Annotated in this window: 23 protein-coding genes and 2 tRNA genes; 13 read left to right on the top strand and 12 right to left on the bottom strand. The window is 36.5% G+C overall.

The window, feature by feature from the left end; all coding sequences use genetic code 11:
• Positions 1-9: 9 nt before the first annotated feature.
• The 3 genes from AC5YGB_RS05635 to AC5YGB_RS05625 form a co-directional block, all read right to left on the bottom strand.
• On the bottom strand, positions 10-876 hold the full coding sequence (locus tag AC5YGB_RS05635; RefSeq protein ID WP_496136905.1) for an EamA family transporter: 867 nt from the start codon (positions 874-876) through the stop codon (positions 10-12).
• Positions 877-950: 74 nt separating this feature from the next.
• Entirely contained in the window at positions 951-1,322 is a 372-nt protein-coding gene (locus AC5YGB_RS05630) for a hypothetical protein (RefSeq protein WP_496136904.1), read from the bottom strand.
• 132 nt (positions 1,323-1,454) lie between these two features.
• On the bottom strand, positions 1,455-1,823 hold the full coding sequence (locus tag AC5YGB_RS05625) for a hypothetical protein (RefSeq protein WP_271772862.1): 369 nt from the start codon (positions 1,821-1,823) through the stop codon (positions 1,455-1,457).
• Positions 1,824-1,964: 141 nt separating this feature from the next.
• On the opposite strand from AC5YGB_RS05625, the gene AC5YGB_RS05620 reads away from it, so the two are divergent.
• Positions 1,965-3,059: a serine hydrolase gene (locus tag AC5YGB_RS05620; protein ID WP_496136903.1), complete on the top strand. Its 1,095-nt coding sequence runs from the start codon at positions 1,965-1,967 to the stop codon at positions 3,057-3,059.
• Here AC5YGB_RS05620 and AC5YGB_RS05615 read toward each other — a convergent pair.
• The 3 genes from AC5YGB_RS05615 to AC5YGB_RS05605 all read right to left on the bottom strand — a co-directional run bounded on the left by AC5YGB_RS05615 (position 3,049) and on the right by AC5YGB_RS05605 (position 7,156).
• Positions 3,049-4,452: a M81 family metallopeptidase gene (locus tag AC5YGB_RS05615; RefSeq protein WP_496136902.1), complete on the bottom strand. Its 1,404-nt coding sequence runs from the start codon at positions 4,450-4,452 to the stop codon at positions 3,049-3,051. The genes AC5YGB_RS05620 and AC5YGB_RS05615 overlap by 11 nt on opposite strands.
• 20 nt (positions 4,453-4,472) lie before the next feature.
• The gene (locus AC5YGB_RS05610) at positions 4,473-5,900 is read right to left on the bottom strand and encodes an aldehyde dehydrogenase family protein (protein ID WP_496136901.1); all 1,428 of its coding nucleotides are present in this window, start codon (positions 5,898-5,900) and stop codon (positions 4,473-4,475) included.
• Between the two features lie 80 nt (positions 5,901-5,980).
• A complete protein-coding gene (locus AC5YGB_RS05605) occupies positions 5,981-7,156 on the bottom strand; it encodes an aminotransferase class I/II-fold pyridoxal phosphate-dependent enzyme (RefSeq protein WP_496136900.1) in 1,176 nt (391 codons plus the stop codon).
• 61 nt (positions 7,157-7,217) lie between these two features.
• On the opposite strand from AC5YGB_RS05605, the gene uvrB reads away from it, so the two are divergent.
• Positions 7,218-9,203, top strand: coding sequence for an excinuclease ABC subunit UvrB (gene uvrB, locus AC5YGB_RS05600; protein ID WP_496136899.1), 1,986 nt, complete (start codon positions 7,218-7,220; stop codon positions 9,201-9,203).
• A 41-nt stretch (positions 9,204-9,244) separates the two neighbouring features.
• On the top strand, positions 9,245-9,913 hold the full coding sequence (locus AC5YGB_RS05595; protein ID WP_496136898.1) for a hypothetical protein: 669 nt from the start codon (positions 9,245-9,247) through the stop codon (positions 9,911-9,913).
• A 26-nt stretch (positions 9,914-9,939) separates the two neighbouring features.
• On the opposite strand, the gene AC5YGB_RS05590 is transcribed toward AC5YGB_RS05595, so the two are convergent.
• The 5 genes from AC5YGB_RS05590 to serB form a co-directional block, all read right to left on the bottom strand.
• A complete protein-coding gene (locus AC5YGB_RS05590) occupies positions 9,940-11,481 on the bottom strand; it encodes a solute carrier family 23 protein (protein ID WP_496136897.1) in 1,542 nt (513 codons plus the stop codon).
• Positions 11,482-11,506: 25 nt separating this feature from the next.
• Positions 11,507-12,607: a chorismate synthase gene (gene aroC, locus AC5YGB_RS05585; protein WP_496136896.1), complete on the bottom strand. Its 1,101-nt coding sequence runs from the start codon at positions 12,605-12,607 to the stop codon at positions 11,507-11,509.
• A 112-nt stretch (positions 12,608-12,719) separates the two neighbouring features.
• Positions 12,720-13,364: an NAD(P)H-binding protein gene (locus tag AC5YGB_RS05580; RefSeq protein ID WP_496136895.1), complete on the bottom strand. Its 645-nt coding sequence runs from the start codon at positions 13,362-13,364 to the stop codon at positions 12,720-12,722.
• Positions 13,365-13,392: 28 nt separating this feature from the next.
• Positions 13,393-13,827 (bottom strand): DUF2141 domain-containing protein, encoded by a 435-nt coding sequence (locus tag AC5YGB_RS05575; RefSeq protein WP_271558344.1) that lies wholly within the window; start codon positions 13,825-13,827, stop codon positions 13,393-13,395.
• A gap of 122 nt (positions 13,828-13,949) precedes the next feature.
• The gene (gene serB, locus AC5YGB_RS05570) at positions 13,950-14,774 is read right to left on the bottom strand and encodes a phosphoserine phosphatase SerB (RefSeq protein ID WP_496136894.1); all 825 of its coding nucleotides are present in this window, start codon (positions 14,772-14,774) and stop codon (positions 13,950-13,952) included.
• Between the two features lie 281 nt (positions 14,775-15,055).
• Here serB and serC point away from each other — a divergent pair, with 281 nt between their 5' ends.
• Both serC and AC5YGB_RS05560 read left to right on the top strand, forming a co-directional pair.
• Entirely contained in the window at positions 15,056-16,135 is a 1,080-nt protein-coding gene (serC, locus tag AC5YGB_RS05565) for a 3-phosphoserine/phosphohydroxythreonine transaminase (RefSeq protein ID WP_496136893.1), read from the top strand.
• On the top strand, positions 16,135-17,292 hold the full coding sequence (locus tag AC5YGB_RS05560) for an NAD(P)-dependent oxidoreductase (RefSeq protein WP_496136892.1): 1,158 nt from the start codon (positions 16,135-16,137) through the stop codon (positions 17,290-17,292). The genes serC and AC5YGB_RS05560 overlap by 1 nt, the downstream gene beginning before the upstream one ends.
• Before the next feature lie 11 nt (positions 17,293-17,303).
• Here AC5YGB_RS05560 and AC5YGB_RS05555 read toward each other — a convergent pair.
• Positions 17,304-17,380: transfer RNA gene (locus AC5YGB_RS05555), tRNA-Arg, on the bottom strand.
• Between the two features lie 170 nt (positions 17,381-17,550).
• Here AC5YGB_RS05555 and AC5YGB_RS05550 point away from each other — a divergent pair.
• From AC5YGB_RS05550 to ubiM, 8 genes are all read left to right on the top strand, one after another.
• Complete coding sequence (locus AC5YGB_RS05550; protein WP_496136891.1) at positions 17,551-18,066, top strand: hypothetical protein; 516 nt, start codon at positions 17,551-17,553, stop codon at positions 18,064-18,066.
• Positions 18,067-18,082: 16 nt separating this feature from the next.
• Positions 18,083-18,931, top strand: coding sequence for a GDSL-type esterase/lipase family protein (locus tag AC5YGB_RS05545; RefSeq protein ID WP_496136890.1), 849 nt, complete (start codon positions 18,083-18,085; stop codon positions 18,929-18,931).
• 50 nt (positions 18,932-18,981) lie between these two features.
• Entirely contained in the window at positions 18,982-19,686 is a 705-nt protein-coding gene (gene pyrF / locus AC5YGB_RS05540) for an orotidine-5'-phosphate decarboxylase (RefSeq protein WP_496136889.1), read from the top strand.
• 12 nt (positions 19,687-19,698) lie between these two features.
• Positions 19,699-19,775: transfer RNA gene (locus AC5YGB_RS05535), tRNA-Val, on the top strand.
• 110 nt (positions 19,776-19,885) lie between these two features.
• Positions 19,886-20,599 (top strand): putative periplasmic lipoprotein, encoded by a 714-nt coding sequence (locus tag AC5YGB_RS05530; RefSeq protein WP_496136888.1) that lies wholly within the window; start codon positions 19,886-19,888, stop codon positions 20,597-20,599.
• 264 nt (positions 20,600-20,863) lie between these two features.
• On the top strand, positions 20,864-22,123 hold the full coding sequence (gene msrA, locus AC5YGB_RS05525) for a peptide-methionine (S)-S-oxide reductase MsrA (protein WP_496136887.1): 1,260 nt from the start codon (positions 20,864-20,866) through the stop codon (positions 22,121-22,123).
• Between the two features lie 63 nt (positions 22,124-22,186).
• Positions 22,187-22,813 carry a tetratricopeptide repeat protein gene (locus AC5YGB_RS05520; protein ID WP_496136886.1) on the top strand — a complete coding sequence of 209 codons (627 nt, stop codon included), beginning with the start codon at positions 22,187-22,189 and terminating at the stop codon, positions 22,811-22,813.
• A gap of 28 nt (positions 22,814-22,841) precedes the next feature.
• Complete coding sequence (ubiM, locus tag AC5YGB_RS05515; RefSeq protein ID WP_496136885.1) at positions 22,842-24,056, top strand: 5-demethoxyubiquinol-8 5-hydroxylase UbiM; 1,215 nt, start codon at positions 22,842-22,844, stop codon at positions 24,054-24,056.
• Positions 24,057-24,065 lie beyond the last annotated feature (9 nt).

Genomic DNA, 24,065 nt, shown 5'->3' with positions numbered 1-24,065 from the left:
ATTCTAAGGTCAGTTGATTTGTTTTTTGGCCCAGCGCCAATTAATGAGAGTGCTGGCAACACCCGTCATTATCATTAGTCCTCCAATAATCATTGATAGAGTGAGTTTCTCATCAAGAAGAACCATTCCGGCGATAATTGAGGTGATTGGAAGCAGCATCAGAAAAGGTGAAACCTTACTGACATCCACACTACTTAATAAGTGATACCATACGCTATAGCCAACAACTGTCATAATAAAGGCTAAATAAAAAATAATTGACCAGTCAACAAGGCTTGCTGTAGTAATTGCTTGCCACTGACCATCCTCTATAATTAATGATGCTATAAGCATTTGAGGGGTAGCCATAATTGCAACCCATGCTAGAATTGTAATGCCAGATAGGCCCTTTAGTCGACTAATCATTATTTGTGCTACAGCCCAAACTGTTGAGCCTGCTACTAACAATATAACACTATCAATATGTCCATCCAGTCTTGGTTCACCAGCAATGATAAAGACACCTAAAAATGCAAATCCCATTCCTAAAGCACGAGTTAATCCAAGCTTTTCTTTTAACAAGATGGTACCCATAAGGGCAAGTATGGGTCCTTCGAGTTGTACCAAGATGGCTGCTGTTGATGCGTCAATTCCTTTAAGTCCGTTATAGGTTAAACCGTACTGAATTGTTGAGCCAATGAGGGCAACAACAAATATTTCTCTCATATGACCCCATGGCGGTTTTGTAAACCAGACCAAAACAAGCCCAGCAATTCCAAAACGAATTGACATAATAAGGAGCGCAGAGAATTGCTCCATACCGATTTTGGCTAGAGTGAATCCTAGCCCCCAGGTTATTGGAACGATCAACGCTAAAAGAATTTGTTTAGAATTCAATATTATTCTTTCACAACAAAAAAGGAGGTCAATTATGACCTCCTTTCAGTATTCAAATTAAAATTATTTATTCTTTAGCTAGACTTCATAAAGAATCCAACTGCAAATAGAGCGGTAACTATTGTACTGACCCAGTCCATAGCTCCACCAGGAGCCATTCCGGAAATTAGTATTTGGTATAACTGCATAATTAAAAATAAAATCGCAATAACGCCAAAAGATTTGGCTGCTACTTTTAACTGATCCTCACTCGTCCAGTTAGGTATTCCATATGCCAGAATAGCTAGACCTACCATAGCAGTTCCTGTAGCCTGAGCAATTGCAACAAGTTCTGCAGAATAACCCCATTGGTATTGTGCAAAAACCATTCCTGGAACCAAAATAAGTTGAAGTCCCCATATTGCAGCAAATGCCGCTTGCAGTCTAAAAATTAAAGTTAAGCTCATATTCATACCCCTATAAATTAAAAAATAACGTTATCTTCTTTTGTCGAAATCAACAACGTTACAATAAATTATACCTAGAGTTTCAATAATAAAAAAGGGAGTCAAAACTCCCTTTTTTAAACATCGAGTTAATTAGCGAGATTTCCAATAAAAAAGGATAATGAATAGAAGGCTAAGGGCTATTCCACTTATCGGCATACCTCCTGAAGGAATAGCGCCTGAGGTTAAATGATAAACCTGCATCACAACCGCCAGCATTTGAACTAGTATGAGTGTCTTGGTGGCTTTTTTAAGCTGCTCTTCAGATGTCCAATTTGGCAGCATAATAAAGACTACCGCAATAAAAAAGAATGACATGGCTAAAAACTGCGCCATTGTTACCATAGGGGCAGTCACTTCCCAGCCATAAGAGGCAGCCATCATATTAGTTCCAAACAGCATTGATGCAGCCCATATAAGACCGATTAACCCATTGAGTCGATACACTAAAGTTAAAGTCATAATATTTCTCCTATAATATTGAATTAACTAGTTTTTTTTAATATAAATTTTTTATTTTTAGAGTTTTATAACCTCAAATCTTACCATAAACTCATCTTATTTTTTTTTAGACTTTTGATTTTTTCCAAGTACAATTGCGTGATGAAAAATTCTCAAAATCTACAAAATAACTACTTTCCTCAGCCTGAATCAGAGGGTGGATGGCGTTTTTTTGATCAAAATAATAGGAGCTCTATTCCTGATGTAGATTTTGATCTACTCAATGCTGCGATTGAGGAGTACCAACATTTTTTTGATAATGTGGCTTCTGGAATAGTCATTATTAAAAATGGATATATCATTAAGGAGCATTACAGCTTTATGACCCTTCCTGGAAGTAGGTTTGATGTGTGGTCTTGTACAAAATCATTTACAGGGATTGCTTGGGGCCTTCTTTTAGAAGAGAGCAAAAATGGATTATTGCCCAGTAATGTGGAAGTTAAATTAGATAGCTTGGCGTACTCATTTCTTCCTGAATCTTTTAAGATGACCGACAAGCTTAAAGAAAAGATAACGATTGGTCACTTGCTTAGTATGACTTCTGGAATTCCGGGAGAAGGCCAATTGGCCTTTGGTATACCTCCAAAAATTAATAGTGGTCCATTCGAGCATGCCCTAGGTTATCAAGAAAATCGTTATGGAAAAAAAACAGACAAGCTTATTGGAAGTCCAGGTTCAGTTTGGGATTATAGTGATCCAGCGATAGCGCATTTATCAGTTTTATTTAAAGTGATTATGCAAAAAGAAATGCACGAGTATATGCATGAGAATGTGTTTAAGAAGATAGGTGTAGAGAATGCTAGCTGGGATGTTCATGGCGGTGGTCAGTTCATTGGGCCGCACACTAGTGCACATGTCGGCATGCATATTTCAGCAAGAGAGCTTGCTAGAGTAGGATACTTACTGATGAATAATGGCTATTGGAGTAGCCAGCAGATTATTCCAAGTTGGTGGGTTGATATGGCCACCAAGCCTTCTCAAAATTTAAATCCAGAGTATGGTTATACATTTTGGGTTAATACCCAGGGCTCTCGTTGGCCGGGTCTTCCAAAAGATATGTATTCTTTGGAGGGTTATAACTCAAATCGATGTTACGTGATTCCATCCAAGGAGACGGTAGTTGTTAGGGTTGGAGTAGGCCCTAATCAGTGGAATGAGCAGGTATTAATTGGTCGAATTTTAGATGCTATTGGTTAACTAAATGCTCACCATTGCTGACAACTGGAGAATAATCATTAAAGTCCTGGAAAGGATAAATCTTCTGCAGCCGGTTATTATTTTCAATTCCCTTTATGTCCTGATTGACAGCGCCACTGGTGAGTGCCATGAATGTTGATGCAGAGAGTGATTGTAGCTCAGGAGAGAGGTAACCCGACTTAACAAAAAGAGTCTTGAACTCTTTAAGGTCTATATTCAGATCAGTAAAGTCTTTTAGATTGTGAAAAGGCCGCCTTAATTTAGTGATTATGACAACTGCACTTGATACAAAAACAACGGCGCATTCATTTTTAAAGTAGACTTTCTCTGCTTTAAGTTTGAGTGATGGGCCTCCCCCTCCATAGGTTCCTCCTAGGGTAAAGTCATTGCTATCTTTGAGCGCTTCGTAGGCTGATTTTGAAGCGATTCCAGCAAATAGTGTCTTATTAATCTTATGCTTTAATACCTCTTCTAGTATGTCTGCTCTATCTCCCACACCACCTGCTGTTGGGTTGTCACCGCTATCAGCGATGATTGAAAAGTCCTTACTTATCCAAGCTATAGCATCTTTTATACTCCCAGTTGACATGTCTGACTTTAAAAGATGTCGATTGTTCCAGAAGGATTTAGCAATTGCTTGACATACCTTACTACCAGTTATTTGATTGTTGCAAGTGACTATTGATGCTGCTGTTGCCCTAGGGGTGTCTGCCCACACATAGCCAACCATGAGGTTGCAATCAATAATATCTTTTTGCTGGTTATAAAGTTCAAGCTCTTTATAAATTGATTTACAGGGCTCAACAAAGGTAGAGGACATTTCACCAGAAACTAAAACTGGAATTGGAGACCAAATAACATGAGGCTTAATATTCCCAATAATTGCATTTGCAAGCATTGATGCAGATCGCCTGTATGTATCTTTAACGTCAATATGAGGCGCCGTTTTAAAGGCAGCAAACGCATTAATATTACTTATAATTTTATCGGTCATTTGACCATGTAGATCATAGCTAACTGAAATAATGCATTCATTTCCAACTGCCCTTCGAACCGAGGCAATCCAGTCTCCTTCAGGATCATCTATTCCGTCAACATACATTGCCCCATGCATCAAAAGTAAGACGCCATCAAGTTTTCCAAGAGCATTTATTCCACTAATAAACTCTTCCTTAACTTTCTTGAAATATTGATTTTCAATGGGGCCACCAGGGACTGACTTTTTGAAAAATAAAGGATGCGTCTTTATGTTAAATTCGTCGAAAGGATAATCCACAAGATCAAGCAGAGCCTGTCCCCGAATCGTTTCAAAATCATCTTTGTCTTGATAGAGTGGGGAGTAACTACTGCACTCTGTACTGATTCCGCCAATAGCTATATGTTTAATAGCCATGGCGGTTTATTTTGAATAATTTAATTCCAGCCTGTAACAACCTTGACTTCGATATATTCATTAAAGCCATGCTCGCCACCTTCTCTTCCGATTCCAGAGTGCTTGAATCCTCCAAACGGAGCTCCACTAGCAGCACTTTTACCATTGAGTTCTACGGTTCCAGAGAGAAGTTTTTTGGACATTCTTTTGGCTCTAGCAGGGTCTTGAGTCTGAACATAATTAGTTAGACCATAAGGCGTATCGTTGGCAATATTGATTGCCTCTTCCTCGCTATCAAAAGGAATCATGGCAAGAACAGGACCAAAAATTTCAGTGCGAGCCACAGTCATTTGGTTGTTGACGTCTGCAAAGATAGTTGGTTTAATAAAGTAGCCTGTCTCGAGACCATCAGGCTTACCCACGCCGCCTGTTACAAGCGTTGCGTTCTCATCTATACCAGCCTGAATTAAGGCTTGAATTTTATCAAACTGTAGCTCTGAAACAACGGGCCCAAGATGCTTTCCTTCTTTGGATGCAACATCAGTCTTCGTTGAGAGGGCTGTCTCTTTAGCAATCTCTACAGCTTTATCATAGAAAGATCTTTCAACCAGCATTCTTGTTGGCGCATTGCAAGACTGACCTGTATTATTAAAGCAGTGTCTTACGCCTCTTTTAACAGCATTTTCATCTGCATCTGCAAAGATTATATTGGCCCCTTTCCCGCCAAGCTCTAATCCAACTCTCTTAAAATCATCAGCAGCATTGTGAGAGATTAAGGCGCCAGCTCTGGTTGATCCTGTAAAAGAAACCATGTCTATATCTGAGTGAGAGGTCAGTTGACTTCCAACTCCAGCACCATCACCATTCACAAGGTTAAATACGCCTGCTGGGCAACCAGCCTCCTCTAACATTTCTGCAAAGATCATAGAGTCTAAAGGGGCAATTTCAGAAGGCTTCAAAACCATCGTGCAGCCTGCAGCTATTGCTGGAATAACTTTTAAGGCAACCTGACTTATTGGCCAATTCCATGGTGTTATAAGGGCACAAACCCCTTTTGGTTCATATATAAGCTGGTTATCTGAGTCGTCAAGCTGCTCTTCAAACTCAAACTTTCTGAGTTGGTTGAGAAAGTCTTCAATGGCACTTGTTCCCGAGGGTGCCTGCGCTGCTTTTGCAAAATCAATTGGTGCACCCATCTCAATAGAAATGACTTCGGCCATTTCATCCATCCTTCTTTCATAAATAGAATAAAGTCTCTCTAATAGGGCAACTCTATCTTCTTTTGACGAGTTTGACCAAGATGGTAATGCCTCTCTTGCAGCATTAACAGCGGCATTAGTGTCTTCTTGCGAACCAAGCGAGATAACTGCACAAACTGTTTCATCAGAAGGATTGATGACATCGAAGTCATTCTTTTTAGAAGGCTCAACCCACTGACCATTAATATAGAATTTTCTTTTATCAAGCATGATTTAATCTCCTTATAAAAAAGTAGAGGTTATATTAAGAAATTTTAGATGTCAAGCAAAAAACTTAAACAAATCTATGTTTAGATGCTCGCTAATTTCTCAACTGATAATTTGATATTGTCCATGCTCGTAGCAAAAGATAATCTGACATAGCCAGGAGCACCAAATGCTGATCCAGGAACAACAGCTAAGCTCAGTTTTTCAAGGCAGAAAGTTGAAAATTCAACGTCATCTTTGAGTCCAAGCCTTTCGATAAGGCCTTGAACTTTAGGGAATGAGTAGAATGCTCCGCCGGACCTTGGACATTCAATACCATCAATTTCATTTAGGCTAGTGACTAAAAACTCATGGCGACGCTCAAAGGCTTCAACCATCATTGATATAAATGACTGATCACCAGTGATTGCCTCAAGAGCAGCAGCCTGAGAAATAGAGCTTGGATTTGAAGTCGACTGACCTTGTATTTTTTTCATAGCTTTGATGACGGCCTCTGGACCAGCAGCGTATCCAATTCTCCATCCAGTCATTGCATAGGCTTTAGAGACGCCATTTAAAATAATAACGCGCTCTTTTAGATTTGGACAGGCCATAGCAATGTTGATAAAATCATCTTCACCCCATCGAATATGCTCATAAATATCATCACTGATTGTTAGCACATGAGGGTGTCTTTCAAGGACCTCACCAAGGGCTAAAATTTCTGATCTAGAGTAGACTGATCCAGTTGGATTAGAAGGGCTATTGAGGACAAATAGTTTTGACTTAGGAGTAATGCTCGCTTCAAGCTGATCAGGAGTTATTTTAAAATCTTGATCAAGCCCAGCCTCTATAAAGACAGGGGTTGCGTCAGCCAGAATAGCCATGTCAGGATAGGATACCCAATACGGAGTTGGGATAATAACTTCATCGCCTTCATTTAAGATTGCTTGACATAGGTTATAAAAAACCTGTTTACCTCCACAAGAGACCATAACTTCAGTAGCAGAATAATCAAGACCATTCTCTCTTTTAAATTTTTCACAGATCGCTTTTTTTAGTTCAGGAGTTCCGTCAGCAGGCGTGTATCTGGTCTCACCAGCTCCAATTGCCTTAACGGCTGCCTTCTGAATATTGGCTGGCGTATCAAAGTCAGGCTCTCCTGAGCCCATAGATACAATTTGTATACCCTGAGATTTTAATTCTTTGGCTTTATCACTGACCGCCATAGTGGCAGAAGGTTTAACTTTTTGGACACGATCCGATAAGATTGATGACATTTACTGTACTCTTTAAATGGTTTAAAATTGAGGGTTTTATTTTAATCATAAACTGCCAATAATGGCTAGAAAATTTCAACTCAAATCAAATTTTTCACCGAAGGGTGATCAGCCAACTGCAATTCAAAAGTTACTAGATGGAATTGAGTCTGGAGAGAAGTATCAAACGCTCGTTGGAGTCACGGGATCTGGAAAAACATTCACTCTGGCAAACGTCATTGAAAAAAGTCAAAAGCCGAGCCTTATTATGGCTCCCAATAAAACACTGGCGGCGCAGCTTTATAGTGAAATGAAGGAGTTTTTCCCCAATAATGCTGTTGAATATTTTGTCTCTTATTATGACTACTATCAGCCAGAAGCCTATGTGCCTGCATCAGATACGTATATTGAGAAAGATGCTTCAATCAATGAACAGATTGAACAAATGAGGCTCTCTGCTACAAAATCACTTCTTGAGAGGAAAGATGTAATTATTATTGCGAGCGTTTCGGCCATTTATGGTCTTGGTGATCCAGAGAGTTATATGAAGATGCTGCTTCATCTAACAGTGGGAGAAATTACAAATCAGAGAGAAATTCTTGCCACACTTTCAAAGATGCAGTATACCCGGAACGATGTAACTCTAATTCGAGGACATTTTAGAGTTAAGGGTGAGGTTATTGACATATTCCCAGCCGACTCTGAAGAGAGGGCAATTAGAATTGAAATGTTTGATGATGAAGTGGAGAGTCTTTCTTGGTTTGATCCACTCACCGGTGAAAAGCTTAAATCACTTCAAAGAATAACAATTTATCCAAAAACACACTACGTTACACCTGAATCTACGATTCAAAATATACTGGATGACATTAAAATTGAGCTTGGAGTTAGAAAAAAAGAGCTTCTTTCTCAAAACAAGTTGGTTGAGGATCAAAGACTTTCGCAGAGAGTTGTTCAAGATATGGAGATGATGAGAGAGCTTGGTTATTGTTCAGGCATTGAAAACTACTCTCGATATCTCTCAGGGCGTAAACCGGGTGAAGCTCCACCGACGCTTTTCGATTATTTGCCGGATGATGCGCTCGTTATATTAGACGAATCTCATGTTACAGTAAGTCAGATTGGGGCAATGTATAACGGCGATAGAGCGCGTAAAACTACTCTCGTAGACTTTGGGTTTCGTCTTCCTTCAGCACTTGATAATAGGCCATTAAAATTTGAAGAATTTTCAGAAAGATTAAACCAATGCATTTTAGTTTCTGCAACCCCAGCAAATTATGAGCTTGAGGTTTCAACCGTTATTGCTGAACAAGTTGTAAGGCCAACCGGACTCTTGGATCCTGAAATAGAGGTGAGGCCTGTAGAGACCCAAGTGGACGATTTACTTTCTGAAATTAATAAAAGGGTTGCTATTAAAGAGAGGGTTCTGGTTACAACCCTCACTAAAAGGATGTCCGAGCAACTTAGTGAATATTTAAATGACCATCATGTTAAGGTTCGATATCTTCACTCAGATATTGATACCGTTGAAAGGGTTGAAATTATTCGTGATTTACGTCTCGGAGTTTTTGATGTTTTGGTTGGAATTAACCTTCTAAGAGAGGGGCTCGATATCCCTGAAGTTTCACTAGTAGCAATTTTGGATGCCGATAAAGAAGGTTTTTTAAGATCTGAACGCTCCCTGATTCAAACAATGGGAAGGGCTGCTAGAAATATCAATGGCAGTGTTATTCTTTATGCTGATAGAATAACTAATTCAATGCAAAGAGCTATGGATGTCACATCATCCAGAAGAGATAAACAGAAAGTCTTTAATGAGGAAAATGGAATAACACCAAAAGGCGTTATAAAGCCAATTGTTGACATACTAGATACTGATCTATCTGCGTCTGATATTGAGGAAGCAGTTTCAGAAAATGTTCAAGTCAGACTCTCACCTGTGCAGCTTTCTAAAGAGTTGAAACGACTTGAGAAAGAGATGTATCAATATGCAGAAGAGTTAAAGTTTGAACAAGCGGCAGACATTAGAAATCAAATCAAATTTTTAAGAGATGGACAATTCAAATAATATTATGATAATATTATATTTTTTTTAAGTGATTGATAAACATGCAATTAAATATAATTTCAAATCTTATAACTCCTATTTTACTGATTGTATTTTTAACTTCATGCTCACCAAGTAATGTTGCAGTATCTATTTACACTTCTGATATTGATGTTGCTCAAGAGGGTGAGGTTTTAGAGGTTCCAGTTACGGCTTCTTTTTCACTTTATAGTGATGATGATGGTGAGTTAGAGAGTGCTAGTCAAATTGCTGAAAAGTATCTTGCTCCAGATTCTATTTTTTCTCAATCATCAGGGGACTGGGGAGAAACACTTGTTATTGAGACAACAATCCCGATGGGCACTTTAGATAGTTTACAAAATTATTTAGCTAGCAATAATAGAGTTGCCGTTCTTTTGGTTCAAGACGTTGATGAGATAGAAATTAGCCTAAGTTCTACTGATTATGCAGATGCTTTAAATAGTGAATTGAGTGATATCAATTTTATGCTAGGCTTTGAATTGCCTGGTGACTCAACAAATTTTAGAGTTATAAGTGATAGTAGGAATGAAGTTCAAGTTGATGCCACTGCTGTTTTTGTTTCTGAAAAACCATACCTTTACTATTCTAAAATCCTTAAAAGAAGAGATGAGGCAGAAATAGTCTTCAAAGGCACAACTGATAGTGTTTATAGTGAAATAAACCCTTTAATTTATATAAATTATCCATAAGAAGTAAAGCATTTATATAAAGATAACTATAGATTACCTTCCATTCTATCTTTTGCATTATCAATTGCAACGTGATACTGAGGATCCTCAAGAACATTAACCTCTACCAATTGCTTAGCTGTTTTTAAGAGAAGTCTGCACTCTTCACTTAAATGCATTAAATGAAGTGTTTTACCTTCTTTCTGATAGCGCTCTGCCAGTTTATCAATTGCTTGTATAGCTGAGTGATCAATTACTCTTGAATCCTCAAAGTCAATGTAAACATTTTTTGGGTCTTCTTTCGGATTAAAGATCGAGTGAAAAGTATTAATGGAAGCAAAAAACAGAGCGCCATGAATTCTATAGGTTTTCTTTCCATCTGACTCATTTTCTTCCATTGAATGAATCTTTCCAGCAGATTCCCAAGCATAAGATAAAGCTGACATAATAACACCAGCTATAACTGCAAGCGCCAGATTGTCAGTTAATACAGTAATGACTGCAACTGAAATTCCAACAATAATATCTGGTAAAGGAACCTTACCAAATAAACGAAATGAGCCCCACTCAAATGTTCCAATGACAACCATCATCATTACGCCTATAAGAACTGCAATTGGAATCATTTCAATATACTTGGCGAGATAAAGAATAAAAAATAGAAGAACGAGAGAGGCAACAATGCCTGATAACCTTCCCCTTCCTCCAGACTTAATATTTATTAAGCTTTGTCCAACCATCGCACAGCCACCCATTCCGCCAAAAAATCCTGTCACTGTATTTGCAACTCCTTGTCCAATGCATTCCCGATTTGGTTGGCCTGTAGTTTCCGTTAAATCATCAATTAAATTTAGTGTAAGTAAGCTTTCAATGAGTCCAACTAATGCCATCACTATGGCGTATGGAAAAACAATTTTGAGCATGTCAATGTTCAGTGGAACTTCAGGAAAATGAAAAGGAGGAAAAACCCCGCCTATAGGGGCAATGTCACCAACCGTTCTGGTATCTAACCCTAAAAATAATACCGCTAGAGTACCAATTACAATTGCAACTAAAGTTGAAGGCACAGATCGTGTAAGTTTTGGCAAAAAATGAATAATCATCATAGTGATTGCAACGATCACTAACATAAGTGCTAGTGGAGTTCCTGTGATCCATTCGTCACCCACTTTAAATTGTTTAACCTGAGAGAGGAAGATGACAATGGCTAATCCATTTACAAAGCCTAAAAAAACTGGGTGTGGAACGAGTCGTATAAATTTACCCATTCTTAAGAGTCCAAATACAATTTGGATAATTCCAGTTAAGACTACAGCTGCAAATAAATACTCAACGCCATGAAGCGCAACCAAAGTACCAATAACAACAGCAATTGCTCCAGTTGCTCCTGAAATCATTCCAGGTCTTCCACCCAAGATTGATGTAACAATGCCTATTGTAAATGCTGCATAAAGTCCGACAAGTGGATTAAGGCCAGCTAAAAGAGCAAATGCAACAGCTTCGGGAACAAGAGCAAGTGCAACGGTGAGGCCTGACAAAATATCATTTTTCGCGTTACTAGGAACGCGCTTATGGATAAGCTTGAACATTATTTCCTTTTAAATTGAATTCTAATTACTGCTTAGAGGCAGGAATGGATGGCGTTTCTGATACAACATCAGCATTTTGAGCGCGATGCCTGAGAGCGTGATCCATAAGTGTAATTGCAAGCATTGCTTCTGCAATAGGAGTCGCTCTAATGCCAACGCAAGGATCATGTCTACCTGTTGTACTAATTTCAGTTGAATGGCCTTTTTTATCAATACTATCAGTTGGGAGACGAATACTAGAGGTCGGTTTTAAAGCAATTGAAACCAAAAGGTCTTGTCCTGAACTTATACCACCAAGTATTCCGCCAGAGTTATTAGAGGTAAAGCCTTCAGGAGTAATTGGATCTCTATGGTCTGAACCTTTTTGATTGACAACTTCAAAACCTGATCCTATCTCTATGCCTTTGACTGCATTAATACTCATCATTGCATGAGCTATATCTGCATCTAACCTGTCAAAGATAGGCTCTCCGAGTCCTGTAATCATATTACTGGCAACAATATTTATTCTTGCACCAATGGAATCTCCTGATTTCCTTAGATTGTCCATATACTTTTCGAGTTCAGGTACCTTGGAAGAGTCTGGACAAAAAAATGGATTATTGTGCACCTCGGACCAGTCAAAGTTATCAAAAGTGATTGGCCCCAATTGAGACAAATAACCATGAATCTCAATACCGTATTTTTCATTTAAGTACTTTTTAGCAATTCCACCAGCAGCAACTCTTATGGCTGTCTCTCTGGCAGAAGAGCGGCCACCACCACGATAATCCCTTAACCCATATTTTTGTTGGTATGTGAAGTCAGCATGGCCAGGCCTAAAAGAGTTTGCAATGTTGGTGTAATCTCTCGGCCTTTGATCAGTATTCTCTATTAAAAGACCTATCGGAGTTCCAGTGGTTACTCCTTCAAAAGTTCCAGAAACAATCTTAATTGCATCTGACTCTCTCCTTTGGGTTGTGTGTCTTGAGCTTCCAGGCTTTCTCAAATCTAAATCACCCTGAAGGTCTTCTTCAGTGAGCTTCATTCCAGGAGGGCAGCCATCAACAATGCCTAATAACGCCTCGCCATGACTTTCACCAGCGGACGTTAAAGTAAATAGTTTTCCAAATGAGTTACCTGACATTGTCTAATGATATGCTTTGCTATGATGGCAGACATTATACCAGTGACAAAATTAAGGTCTAATAATATTCACTCAAGCTGAATGAACCCAAGATTAAAAGAGTACAGGAAGTTTAGGGCTTTATGAAGTCTTCGTAGTAATAATAATGAATTCCTGGCTTACTTTTCAATGTGGAAACCATTTTTTTTGCTAAAACTTTAGCATTAATGCTTCTGTACTTACTTGCAGAGCCAATAAGAACAAGGTCGAGAAATTTTGCAAGCTTCATGAATATTTTTTCAGATGTAGCCCTTTTTCTTCCACCAGATCCAGTTAAAAAGCCAGGTCTGAAAATATTTACACTCTCAAACCCAATATCAATAATAGAGTCCTCGAGTTCACCCTTAACTCTAAGATAAAAGTTTTTTGAAGAACTATCCGCTCCACCAGAAGAAATTAGTGTTAATTTTTTTGCGCCTGACTCAAAGGCTTTTTTAGCAATATCATAAGAATAGTCAAAATCAACTCTTCGAAAATTATCTTTGTTTCCTGCAATCTTCATAGTGGTTCCAAGACAAAGAAATACATGATCACAAGCTGGTAAAGTCCCTTCGATTAGAAAGGACTCAAAGTCAATGACAAGCTCAGAGGCTTTAAAGGGAAGGCTTGAAATAGGCTTTCTAGTAATTGCAATAATCTTATGATTCTTCTCACAAAGCTGTTTTAAGATATTGTTGCCGACAAGTCCGGAAGATCCCGCAATGATTGAGGTAGACATTTAGTAAATTACTATGCTATGGGGCATTTTATGGAAGTACAATTTCAATGTTATCTATGTCAGAATTGACTTCAACCTTCATCTTATCAAACTTAGGTGCACCCATTCCGCTAAACTGATAAAAGCCTGCTGGCTCTTTTGGGATAAAGAAAAAGAAATCTAACTCTCCGTTACCATTCTTATCTTCAAAAGAAGCAAGGGCATAAGGCCCTGATGGCACTTCCATACTAAAAGAAACATTACAGTCTGAGCCTTTCTCAGGATTATAAATACTCTCTTGGCTATGATTCATACCTTTAAACCCAGACTCTTCATAAATTAAAACATGAACAGCGTGTTTTGAAGAGCAGCCAGTCACTGAACCACTAACGGTATGAAGGTGATCATCGGCCTTAGCAATACTGAAGAAACTTAAAAGAAATAAAGACAGGAATATAGTTAGTAATATTGATTTTGATTTCATGATAGACCGAGATGAATTTTAAAGATTATAGTCTAATTTATAGATTAGAAAATTTAATGAATTATTTATGGTTTTTAAATGAACTGCACTGACAATGTTAATCAAGATTTGTATTATTAAGATTACGTTTCTTCGAAAAAATCAATCAAACTTCTAAGGCTTCCAAAGTTTAGATGAATATTGCAATACTGCTTGAGTAAAGGTTTAGCATGATATGCAACAGATAGCCCTGCAATTTTCATCATTTCTATGTCGTTGGCACCATCTCCTATTGCAATAACTTGGTTTTCCTTTAATTTGTATTGATCACATAACTCCCTAATATATTTAGCTTTTTCTTTGGCATCAATTACATTTCCTATTATGTTTCCAGTCATTGATTGATTGATTATCTCAACATCATTAGCACGGCAGTTTTCAATACCAAGCTGGCTTTGAAGTTTTTCAGCAAAAAATTTAAGACCTCCTGAGACAACTGCTGTTTTTATTTGATTTGATTTGAAGTAGTTGATTAATTCTTCTGCTCCAGTGCTTAGTTCAACTTTGTTCTTGTAAACTGACTCAAAGACTGAATTATTTATGCCTTTAAGAATTGATAAGCGTTTTTTAAAGGACTCGATGAAGTCTAAATGTCCCTGCATTGCCTCTTCAGTGATTAAAGATATCTCGTCCTTTAATCCAACCTCTTTAGCAACTTCATCGATCGTCTCGACTTTAATTAAAGTTGAATCCATATCGCTAACCATGAGTCTAATATTTTGATAATCAAAATTGTTATCAAAAATGTTAAGGTCAACGTCACTAGAGAGTCTGTAATTTTCTATATCAAAATCCTTTTTAGTATGAATTCTATAGTGATTTTTTCTGAGCTCAACCTCTCCACCAAGGTCTAATGCAAGTTTTTTTGCCGATAAAGTTTCAAGGCTATGAAATATAAGAGTCTTCATTGAAAGATTAAAAGGTGTAATTCATCATTATGAATTCCTATTTTACAATACTGGGATATTTGTATGATTCACAAAGCATTAAGACTTGGCAATAAAAACAAAAAACTTATGTTGAGACATTTTGTAACAAAGCCAATGCTTAGCTTTCTGTGGGATTGGTATAATGTTTTCCATTTATAGCCAACGGTGGTTATTTGAAAAGACAATGACGTTTAGATGGGCTTAGTTAACTGGGCACACCTGAGCGTTTTTTTTTAAGTAAAAATAATTTAGATCTTAATATGACACAAGTTTACAATTTTAGTGCTGGACCAGCAATGCTGCCTCAAGAAGTTCTTCTGAAAATTCAAGAAGAGCTTATTGAATATGAGAATTCTAAGGCATCTGTAATGGAGATATCCCATCGAGGTGTTGATTTTATGGAGGCTGCTGAGAAGTCTGAAGTCGACTTAAGGTTGCTTTTGAAAATTCCAGACAACTACAAAGTTCTTTTTCTTCAGGGTGGTGCATCAGCTCAATTTTCTATGGTGCCGATTAACATACTTAGGGGAGGCACCAAGGCAAATTATGCAAACACTGGCCACTGGTCTGTTAAGGCTATTGCAGAGGCAAAAAGGTATTGCGAGGTTAATGTATGTACAGACAGCACAGAAAATAATTTTACTAACATTGATGATTTTCAAAATTGGGATATTGATGAAGCGGCTTCTTATCTTCATTACACGCCAAACGAAACAATTGCAGGCCTAGAGTTTGATTACATTCCCGATGTCTCCATGCCGATCGCTGCAGATATGTCTTCAACAATCTTATCTCGAGAGATTGATGTTTCAAAATACGGCGTCATATATGCAGGTGCACAAAAAAATATTGGGCCATCTGGACTTACCATTGTGATTGTCAGAGATGACTTGATAGGTCATGCCGTTAATGGACAGCCAAAGCTGTTTGATTATGCCACTCAAGCCAATAATGATTCTATGTTTAATACACCTGCGACATTCCCGTGGTATGCAGCTGGTAGGGTTTTTGAATGGTTAAAAGAACAAGGCGGGCTAAGCGCCATGCAAAAAATTAATAAGACTAAAGCAGACACACTTTACAGTGCAATTGATAATTCAGATTTTTATTCCAACCCAGTCTCAATGAAATATCGCTCATGGATGAATGTTCCTTTTTTACTGGCAGATGAGAAGTTGAACAGTAAGTTCTTAGAGCGTTCTAAAGATTCAGGCTTGCTTGCACTTAAGGGGCATCGAAGTGTTGGCGGTATGAGGGCTAGTATTTATAATGCGATGCCTCAAGAAGGAGTAGAAGCACTTGTGAGTTTTATGAATGATTTTGAAAAGGATTTTGGGTAATGCAAAACATACAGGTACTTAATAATATTTCACCCCTTGGTTTAGAAAAGTTTCCTAAAGATACTTATAATATCTCAACCTCTAATGATAATCCAGATGCTATTTTAGTTAGAAGTGCAAAAATGCATGATATTGATATTGGAAGTAGCCTAAAGGCTGTTGGAAGAGCGGGTGCAGGAGTCAACAATATTCCTCTTCAAAAGATGAGCGATAATGGTGTAGTCGTTTTTAATACGCCTGGCGCTAACGCAAATGCGGTTAAAGAGCTTGTTATTTCATCGATGCTTTTAGCAAGTCGAAATATCTGTCAAGGCTGGAGTTACGTTAACAGCCTTCCTCTTGATAATCTTAAGGTTACAGTTGAAGATGGGAAAAAACAATACTCTGGATCTGAATTGCCTGGAAAAACTTTAGGAATTGTTGGTCTCGGTGCTATTGGCGTTGAAATTGCAAATGCTGCAAGTACACTCGGAATGGACGTTATTGGTTACGACCCATCTATTTCAAAGAAGAATGCCTGGAAAATATCCTCTGATGTTGAAGAAGCGCTCTCTTTGGAAGCGTTATTTTCAAGGAGTGACTTCGTGTCGTTTCATGTTCCACTGGTTGATGCAACAAAGAACTTATTAAATGCAAAAAGAATTGCTCTTCTTCCAGAGGGATGTGTTGTAATAAATATGTCAAGAGATGGCATTATTGACGAAGATGAATTGATTAAATCTTTAGATAGTGGAAGGGTGAAGTACTATGTCACAGACTTTCCAATTGATGAGAAAAAAAATCATGATAGGGTAATTGCACTTCCTCATCTTGGGGCTTCTACTTCAGAAGCGGAAGATAATTGTGCTGTAATGATTGCAAAACAAATAAAAGAATACCTTGAAAATGGAAACATTATCAATTCAGTTAATTTTCCAGATGCAAAGATGCCTAAAGCAGGAAAGGAGCGTCTTGCTATAACTCATAGAAATATACCAAATATGGTACGTCAAATAACAAAGGCTATAGCTGAAGAAGAGGCTAATATTGTTGATATGCTTAATAAGTCTAGAGGTGAATTTGCATATACATTGATTGATATTGAGGAAGAAATTTCTCAATCAGTTATTGACAATATTAAGAAAGTCGAAGGAATTTTAAAAGTAAGAGCTCTCTAAATAGATTATTTTGGCGCCCTGGGCAGGATTTGAACCTACGACCCCTCGCTTAGGAGGCGAGTGCTCTATCCAGCTGAGCTACCAAGGCAAGGTAGGTATTATTGCCACTTATCTTTATTATTTCAAGTATTTATTTAATTTATAATTGTAATGTTATAAAAAGATTATTTTAGTATTAATCTAATCTTCACATATTAAACACAATTGATATTACAATAATCAGTAGAATTCATCAAATATTGAAATCAGGAGTTCATTATGAAAATTATTTTAAAAAGTTCAATTGTTGCCTTTTTTCTATCTATTACGCAAATTTCTTTTGCAGGATCATTTATAGACTCAGCAACAGTTGTCTCAGTAGACAAAGTTTATAAACAAGTCAGAGTTGAAGAGCCTTATCAAGAATGTTATATAAAAGAGACAGTTCAAAATAGTGGTGATGGAAGTGCTACTAATGAAATTATTGGCGGCGTAATTGGAGGAGCTATTGGAAATAAACTTGGTAAAGGTGATGGAAATGACATTATGACATTAGCTGGAATACTCATGGGAGCCTCTATTGCAAATGATGCTGAAAAAGCTGCAGGAAATGGTAAACAAACTATAGTCAGTCAGGAAGTATGTGAGAAAAAAGTTAGACAGAAGATTGAAAAAAGATTAAGTCATTACAAAGTCACTGTTGATTATAACGGTACTGAAGTTTCATTCTCCAGTAAGAGAAGGCCTTATGATGATGTAATCAAAGTCGAAGTTTCAGTTGATGGACTTAATTAAACTTTAGTTATTTTTTATGGCTATTGTTTTTCTGTTAGTCATAGTAGCTGTTGTAATTTCTTTTGCAGCAGCTTTTTTTTATGTCTCAAAAATTATCTCCGCCCCTCCTAAAGGAAGAGCTGTTGACAATTTAAATAATAAATTAGAAAAAAATCAAAGAATTATTGCATGCATTGGTGATTCATTAACTCATGGAAATATAGGAATTAGCTGGGTTGATAAATTAAGAAAAGAATTTCCTTCAGATATATTTTTAAATGAAGGAATTAATGGTGATGTTGTTTGGCAGGTGCACCAAAGACTGGAGCCAATATTAAAGAGTAATCCGGATGTTATCATTTTGATGATTGGAAGTAACGACGCTATGGCCTCTTTTAATTCTAATTCTGGAAAGCGATATAAAAGAAATAATAACCTTCCAGATATTCCTTCATTTCAAATTTATCAAAAACTATTACTGGAACTTCTGGATAAACTCATTAGTGTCGATAAAGTTTTTCTATGTACTCTTCCTCCTATAGGGGAAATTAAAGACTCGCAAGTTAACCAGCATGTTAATAAGTTTAATGACTTTATTAGAAAAACTGCTCAAGAGAGAGATTTATCCATATTACCAGTATCTGAAAGTCTTTGGAGTGACTTAGCCCTTAGAGAGTTTTCATGCATCAATGACTATGATCCAAAATCAATTCCATTAATGAGGAGAATTTATGGGGGCGTAATGCATCATTATATTTTTAAACAGCCTTGGGATAAGATTGCAAGATCAAAAGGGCAGTGGTTACTGTTTGACCAAATTCATCTGGGCGAGCGTGCTGCAAATATAGTATTTAATCTGGTTAAAAAGGGAATCTCAAAGAAATAATTTTTAGTATTTAACGTATAATAAACAACCTTTATTTATCCGTTATTGCCTTGAAAGATATTAAGCTTAAAGATCGTTTAATTTTTGCTCTTGATGTTCCAGAAGTATCTGAAGCTAAGGATATTGTCTCTGAGCTTGATGATAGTGTCAATTTTTATAAAATTGGTATGGAAATGTTGATGACTGGAAAGTATTTTGAGTTGCTAGACTGGTTAATAAAGAAAGATAAAAAAGTTTTTGTAGACCTAAAGTTTTTTGATGTGCCTGAGACTGTTGCAAGAACAATTTCAAGACTCAGTGACTATGGAGCAACCTTTGCTACTATTCATGGTAATCAAGCTTTAATGGAGAAAGCATCGGAAAACAAAAATGACTTGAAAATCCTTGCTGTTACAGCTTTAACGAGCTTAGATCGAGGAGATCTCGATGATTTAGGGTTTGATTGCGATGTTCAAGATTTAGTAATCTCTAGAGCTAAAAGGGCATTTGAGGCTGGCTGTGACGGAATTGTTTCATCAGGTCTGGAAGTTCCATTCATTAGAAAGTATGTAGATAATAAATTAATTTGTGTAACTCCAGGAATAAGACCTGTAGCAAATGATGATGATCAAAAGCGTGTCGTTGATGTTGCTACAGCATTTAAAAGTGGCTCTGACTATATTGTTGTTGGTAGACCAATTAAAAATGCTTTAAATCGATATGAAGCAGCAAGTAATATCCAAAAGATTATCAAAAAAACATTTGAATCAGTATAATTCCGATTTCTTAGTCGCGTAACTCAGTTGGTTAGAGTGTCACCTTGACATGGTGGAAGTCGGCAGTTCGAATCTGCCCGCGACTACCAAAAAATTTAAATTAAGTGTATTAATCAATACTAACCCATTAGTTAGTATTTGAATAAAAAAATTACCTCAATCAGTTATAATCTCCTTATCTCAATTACTATAGTTAATCATGAAAAAACTATTCTTAATTTTATCTATTTCTATTGGATTAATTGGTTGTTCGTCTGTTGAGCTTGATGCTGTTCCATCTTCTAAACAAGTAACTCAAAGAATTCTTAATCTTGGTCTTTCTCATGAAGAAAATCTTGTTGAGGCGTCAAAGTTAAGTTCAGCTCACATGGTTTCAGTAGTAACTTTGCAATTGACAAATGCACGAGATGAAAAAATTCAAGCAGATAAAGATTTGAAAGAGTCAGAGGATTTTGCAACCATGGTGACTATTTTGCAAAATAATTCTCAGTTTATTAGCTCAGAAATATCTGAGTCATCAAATAATGTAATTTTAGATATTGATAAAGATTTAACAAATTATTTTATAGAAGGCTTTAAGGATCAAAATAATGGAATAGTTACACATAAACTTAATATTTCTATTACATATAATTCTAAAAGTAGAAGAGATTATTATGTGATCAGCTTTTGTGATAAATGGAACAACTGTGAGCAGAGTGAGCTAGAGTTATATGTTGCTTCAGCAAATGCAGCAAATTGCAATAACAATGCCTGTGACTTTACTGAAATTATGGAGATTGAATTTAGTGATGGATTTTTGAGGGATGCAATTGGTAAAGGATTTTCTATGCGTGTAATATCAAATAAGAAAACAAATAAGATAACTATATCAAAGCCATATTTAATGGGTTATCTGAGGGTTGCACAATAGGTAAATTTAACTAATTTGTTAAAGTGATGACTATCTCAAAAATCATTTCTTTGTCCAAATTTTCAAAATATTCTATGTTTTTAAAGTAAAGATAATACTTAAATAGAAGTTAATGCAATTCTTAGTATTTTATTTTTTACTTAAACTTCCAAATGTGACATAATCAAGAAGTATTGATTTTATTTAATCTTCATATATTCAACACAATAAATTCATTAGTTACAGTGTACAATTTTTTTTATAATATTTGAATTAGGATTAATTGTGATTTTGGAAATTTTCTTTGCAGCGGGTTGTTTTTGGGGGGTTGAAAAAAACTTTGAAAGTATCGATGGTGTTGTTGATGTTGTTTCTGGATACTCTGGTGGTAGCTATGAAAATCCAACTTATGAAGATGTACTTAAAAACAGAAGAATACAAAGTGAAGGCTTTTTGTCTGTTCTTAAAAATATCGGACTTTCTGAAGAGGAAAAGTCCAAAAATAAAGGTTCATTAATTAACCATACTGAAACTGTCAAGGTAGTCTATGACACAAGTCAAGTTTCTACTGAGGATTTAGTAAGGAACTTTTGGGAAATCCATGATCCTACTCAGGTAAATAGACAAGGTAACGATGTAGGTAATAACTACCGATCTGCTATCTATTGGACCAATGAAAATCAAAAAAATATTGCTGTAGAGACAGGTAAAGCTTACCAAAAATTATTAAATGCCAAAGGTTATGGTGAAATTGTTACTGAGATGACTGTATTAGAGAAGTTTTGGCCCGCAGAAAATTATCACCAGGATTACCTTTTAAGAAATCCAAATGGCTATTGCCCTGATCATTCTACTGGCGTTAAGTTTATTGAACTTGCTTCAAATGAAGACTTTGGACAACAAATAATTCCCCTTGGAGGCAAAGAAATAATTGTTATTGGTCCAGAAGTAGAGGGTACCTGTCTTTTTTGTTTAGAGTTTGAAAGAAAAGTGACCTCCAATTATCAAGGAACTATTCCGCTTAGGTCAACTCCTGCATCAGCTCTCAAGGGATTTAATATTGAAACGCCGACTTGGGCAACACCAACCATTATTTTTGTTGAGGATGGAAAAGAAGTTTGGTCTCATCAAGGAATTATGAACTCTGAGGAATTCTATAAGGCTCTGGGTGATTTTAAGTTAGGTATAGGTTCAGAGGCCCACAAGGTAGCTTTTAACGAAGGAACTGATAAAAGATTCTGCGTACAATATGAGATATTTAAAGATACCCCTGAAGGTATTTTTGTAGATAAATTATCTGGTAAGCCTCTCTTTGACACTGCACACCGCTTTGATTCGAAATCAGGCTGGCTATCTTTTACTCAGCCAGTTGATAACGAAGTATATGAAGTAGTTGATAATAGTTATGGAATGACGCGAATTGAGATTCGCTCTGTAAGCTCAGATATTCATCTTGGACATGTCTTTAATGATGGCCCAAATGGTTTACCTAGATATTGTATTAATGCAACTGTGCTAGAGTTTATTCCACGCGATGGAGTTTAAGATCTAAAAAAATGTAAAATATTGGTTTTAAAGTTCCCTTCATCATCAATTTTTAATACTTCAATGAATATAACTACTAAATCATCTAAACCTATTCTTCTCAAATTAATACTTTTAGTCACTTTTTCTTTGTTTTATCATACATCTGTTAATGCTGAAGACAGTCTTTATGAGAGAGGAAAGCAGCTGGTTGAGTCTAAAGAATATGAAAAGGCATTGAAGGCTTTTGAGCTTTCATCTAAATCTGGGAATTTAGATTCTTTGACTGCTCTTGGTGTAATGTACCTTAGTGGATTTGGGGTTGAGCAAGATAATAAAAAAGGATACACTTACATAAAGACAGCAGCTGATCAATCAGATCCTAAGGCGCAATACACCTTAGGTGCTTTGTATTATCTAGGTGCGGGGGTAACCAGAGATTTAAATAAAGCTTTTTATTGGTTAAGTTTAGCTTCTGATCAAAGTTATTTAGATGCTAAATATAACTTAGGTGTGATGTATGAATTTGGAGAGGGGGTTGAACAGAGCCATATCAGGGCATATGATTACTATATATTTGCTGCAAGGCAAGGCAATTTAGACTCTCAAATCAAAGTTGCTGAAATGTATAAACAGGGTATTGGGACAGATCAAGATCTTGAAAAAAGTGCTTATTGGCTAAGCAAAATTAAAGTTTCAAAAGATAATTAATACTTTTTAATAATTTATATTTTATTTAATGAGTCAATTAAAAACAGAAAAAAAATATGATGTAATCATTGTGGGGGCTGGTCCAGCTGGGTTAAGTTTTGCTTGCTCCTTAATTGATTTAAATTTGAAAGTATTAGTTGTAGATAGGTCTAAAAAGGAATCAATTTCCAACCCTCAACCTGATGGAAGAGAGACTGCACTGACTCATAACTCATTAAAAATTCTACAAAAGTTAGGGGTATGGGATTTAATTGATCAATCTAGTGTCAGTCCTTTGAAGGAAGCAAAGGTTTTTGATGGTGATTCAGATTCACTATTAAATTTTGCTGCAAAAAAATCTTCAATGGGAGCGCTTGGTTATCTTGTTCCTAATCATCAAATTAAACTAGCTTTGTACAATAAAGCATTTTCTTCAGATAATTTAATGCTTATTAATGAAATTTCTGTTGAATCAGTTAAAACTAGTGTTTCAGATGCTGAAGTTATCCTGTCCAATGGTGAGACTATTTATTCTAAACTTGTTGTGGCTGCTGATAGTCGATTCTCAGAAATTAGGCGTAAGATGGGTATTTCTTCTACAATGAAGGATTTCTCTAAAGTTATGATAATCACAAGAGTTTCTCATGAAAAAGACCATGAACAAACTGCACTTGAATGTTTTAACTATGGTCACACTCTTGCTCTTTTACCATTGAATGGCAATATTTCGTCAGTAGTTCTAACTGTTTCAACTGATCAAGCAGATGAAATGCTTAATATGGATAAAGAAAAATTTTGTAAGCTTGCAAGTGTTGGCTTCAATCATAGTTTAGGAGAAATGAAACAGATAAGTGAAAGATACTCATATCCATTGGTGGGTGTTTATGCTCAAAAGTTTAGATCTACTCGTTTTGCACTTATTGGAGATGCTGCGGTTGGAATGCACCCTGTGACAGCACATGGCTTTAATTTAGGCCTTAGGGGGCAAAATATTCTAGCTAGTGCAATGGCTAAAGCTTTAAATTCTGGATTAGATATTGGGTCAGATCGGGTATTAAGGGAATTTGAAAATAAACAAATCCACCTATCAAGGCTAATGTATTTTGGAACTAATGGTGTGGTTTCATTGTTTACAAATGACGACGCAAAAGCTAAGAAAATTCGTAAATTAGTTCTAAAGTTTGCAGATCGATTTCCACCTATAAAATCATTAATTACTAAACATTTAACTGAGTCAAAAAAAAGCAATTTAATTCCTTTTTAAAAATATTAT

It is taken from the genome of Candidatus Pseudothioglobus sp. uisw_142, from assembly GCF_059512465.1.
The sequence above is the reverse complement of the archived record's forward strand: the minus strand, read 5'-3'. Positions and strand labels throughout refer to the sequence as shown.

Excerpts from the sequence above, each read along its gene's own strand:
- serC (WP_496136893.1), top strand. The coding sequence starts at position 15,056 with ATGACACAAGTTTACAATTTTAGTGCTGGACCAGCAATGCTGCCTCAA.
- AC5YGB_RS05560 (WP_496136892.1), top strand. The coding sequence starts at position 16,135 with ATGCAAAACATACAGGTACTTAATAATATTTCACCCCTTGGTTTAGAA.
- serB (WP_496136894.1), bottom strand. The coding sequence starts at position 14,774 with ATGAAGACTCTTATATTTCATAGCCTTGAAACTTTATCGGCAAAAAAA.
- AC5YGB_RS05580 (WP_496136895.1), bottom strand. The coding sequence starts at position 13,364 with ATGTCTACCTCAATCATTGCGGGATCTTCCGGACTTGTCGGCAACAAT.
- AC5YGB_RS05550 (WP_496136891.1), top strand. The coding sequence starts at position 17,551 with ATGAAAATTATTTTAAAAAGTTCAATTGTTGCCTTTTTTCTATCTATT.
- AC5YGB_RS05630 (WP_496136904.1), bottom strand. The coding sequence starts at position 1,322 with ATGAGCTTAACTTTAATTTTTAGACTGCAAGCGGCATTTGCTGCAATA.
- AC5YGB_RS05520 (WP_496136886.1), top strand. The coding sequence starts at position 22,187 with ATGAATATAACTACTAAATCATCTAAACCTATTCTTCTCAAATTAATA.
- uvrB (WP_496136899.1), top strand. The coding sequence starts at position 7,218 with ATGGCTAGAAAATTTCAACTCAAATCAAATTTTTCACCGAAGGGTGAT.
- AC5YGB_RS05595 (WP_496136898.1), top strand. The coding sequence starts at position 9,245 with ATGCAATTAAATATAATTTCAAATCTTATAACTCCTATTTTACTGATT.
- AC5YGB_RS05615 (WP_496136902.1), bottom strand. The coding sequence starts at position 4,452 with ATGGCTATTAAACATATAGCTATTGGCGGAATCAGTACAGAGTGCAGT.
- AC5YGB_RS05625 (WP_271772862.1), bottom strand. The coding sequence starts at position 1,823 with ATGACTTTAACTTTAGTGTATCGACTCAATGGGTTAATCGGTCTTATA.
- AC5YGB_RS05605 (WP_496136900.1), bottom strand. The coding sequence starts at position 7,156 with ATGTCATCAATCTTATCGGATCGTGTCCAAAAAGTTAAACCTTCTGCC.
- AC5YGB_RS05530 (WP_496136888.1), top strand. The coding sequence starts at position 19,886 with ATGAAAAAACTATTCTTAATTTTATCTATTTCTATTGGATTAATTGGT.
- aroC (WP_496136896.1), bottom strand. The coding sequence starts at position 12,607 with ATGTCAGGTAACTCATTTGGAAAACTATTTACTTTAACGTCCGCTGGT.
- ubiM (WP_496136885.1), top strand. The coding sequence starts at position 22,842 with ATGAGTCAATTAAAAACAGAAAAAAAATATGATGTAATCATTGTGGGG.
- AC5YGB_RS05590 (WP_496136897.1), bottom strand. The coding sequence starts at position 11,481 with ATGTTCAAGCTTATCCATAAGCGCGTTCCTAGTAACGCGAAAAATGAT.
- AC5YGB_RS05575 (WP_271558344.1), bottom strand. The coding sequence starts at position 13,827 with ATGAAATCAAAATCAATATTACTAACTATATTCCTGTCTTTATTTCTT.
- AC5YGB_RS05620 (WP_496136903.1), top strand. The coding sequence starts at position 1,965 with ATGAAAAATTCTCAAAATCTACAAAATAACTACTTTCCTCAGCCTGAA.
- AC5YGB_RS05610 (WP_496136901.1), bottom strand. The coding sequence starts at position 5,900 with ATGCTTGATAAAAGAAAATTCTATATTAATGGTCAGTGGGTTGAGCCT.
- AC5YGB_RS05545 (WP_496136890.1), top strand. The coding sequence starts at position 18,083 with ATGGCTATTGTTTTTCTGTTAGTCATAGTAGCTGTTGTAATTTCTTTT.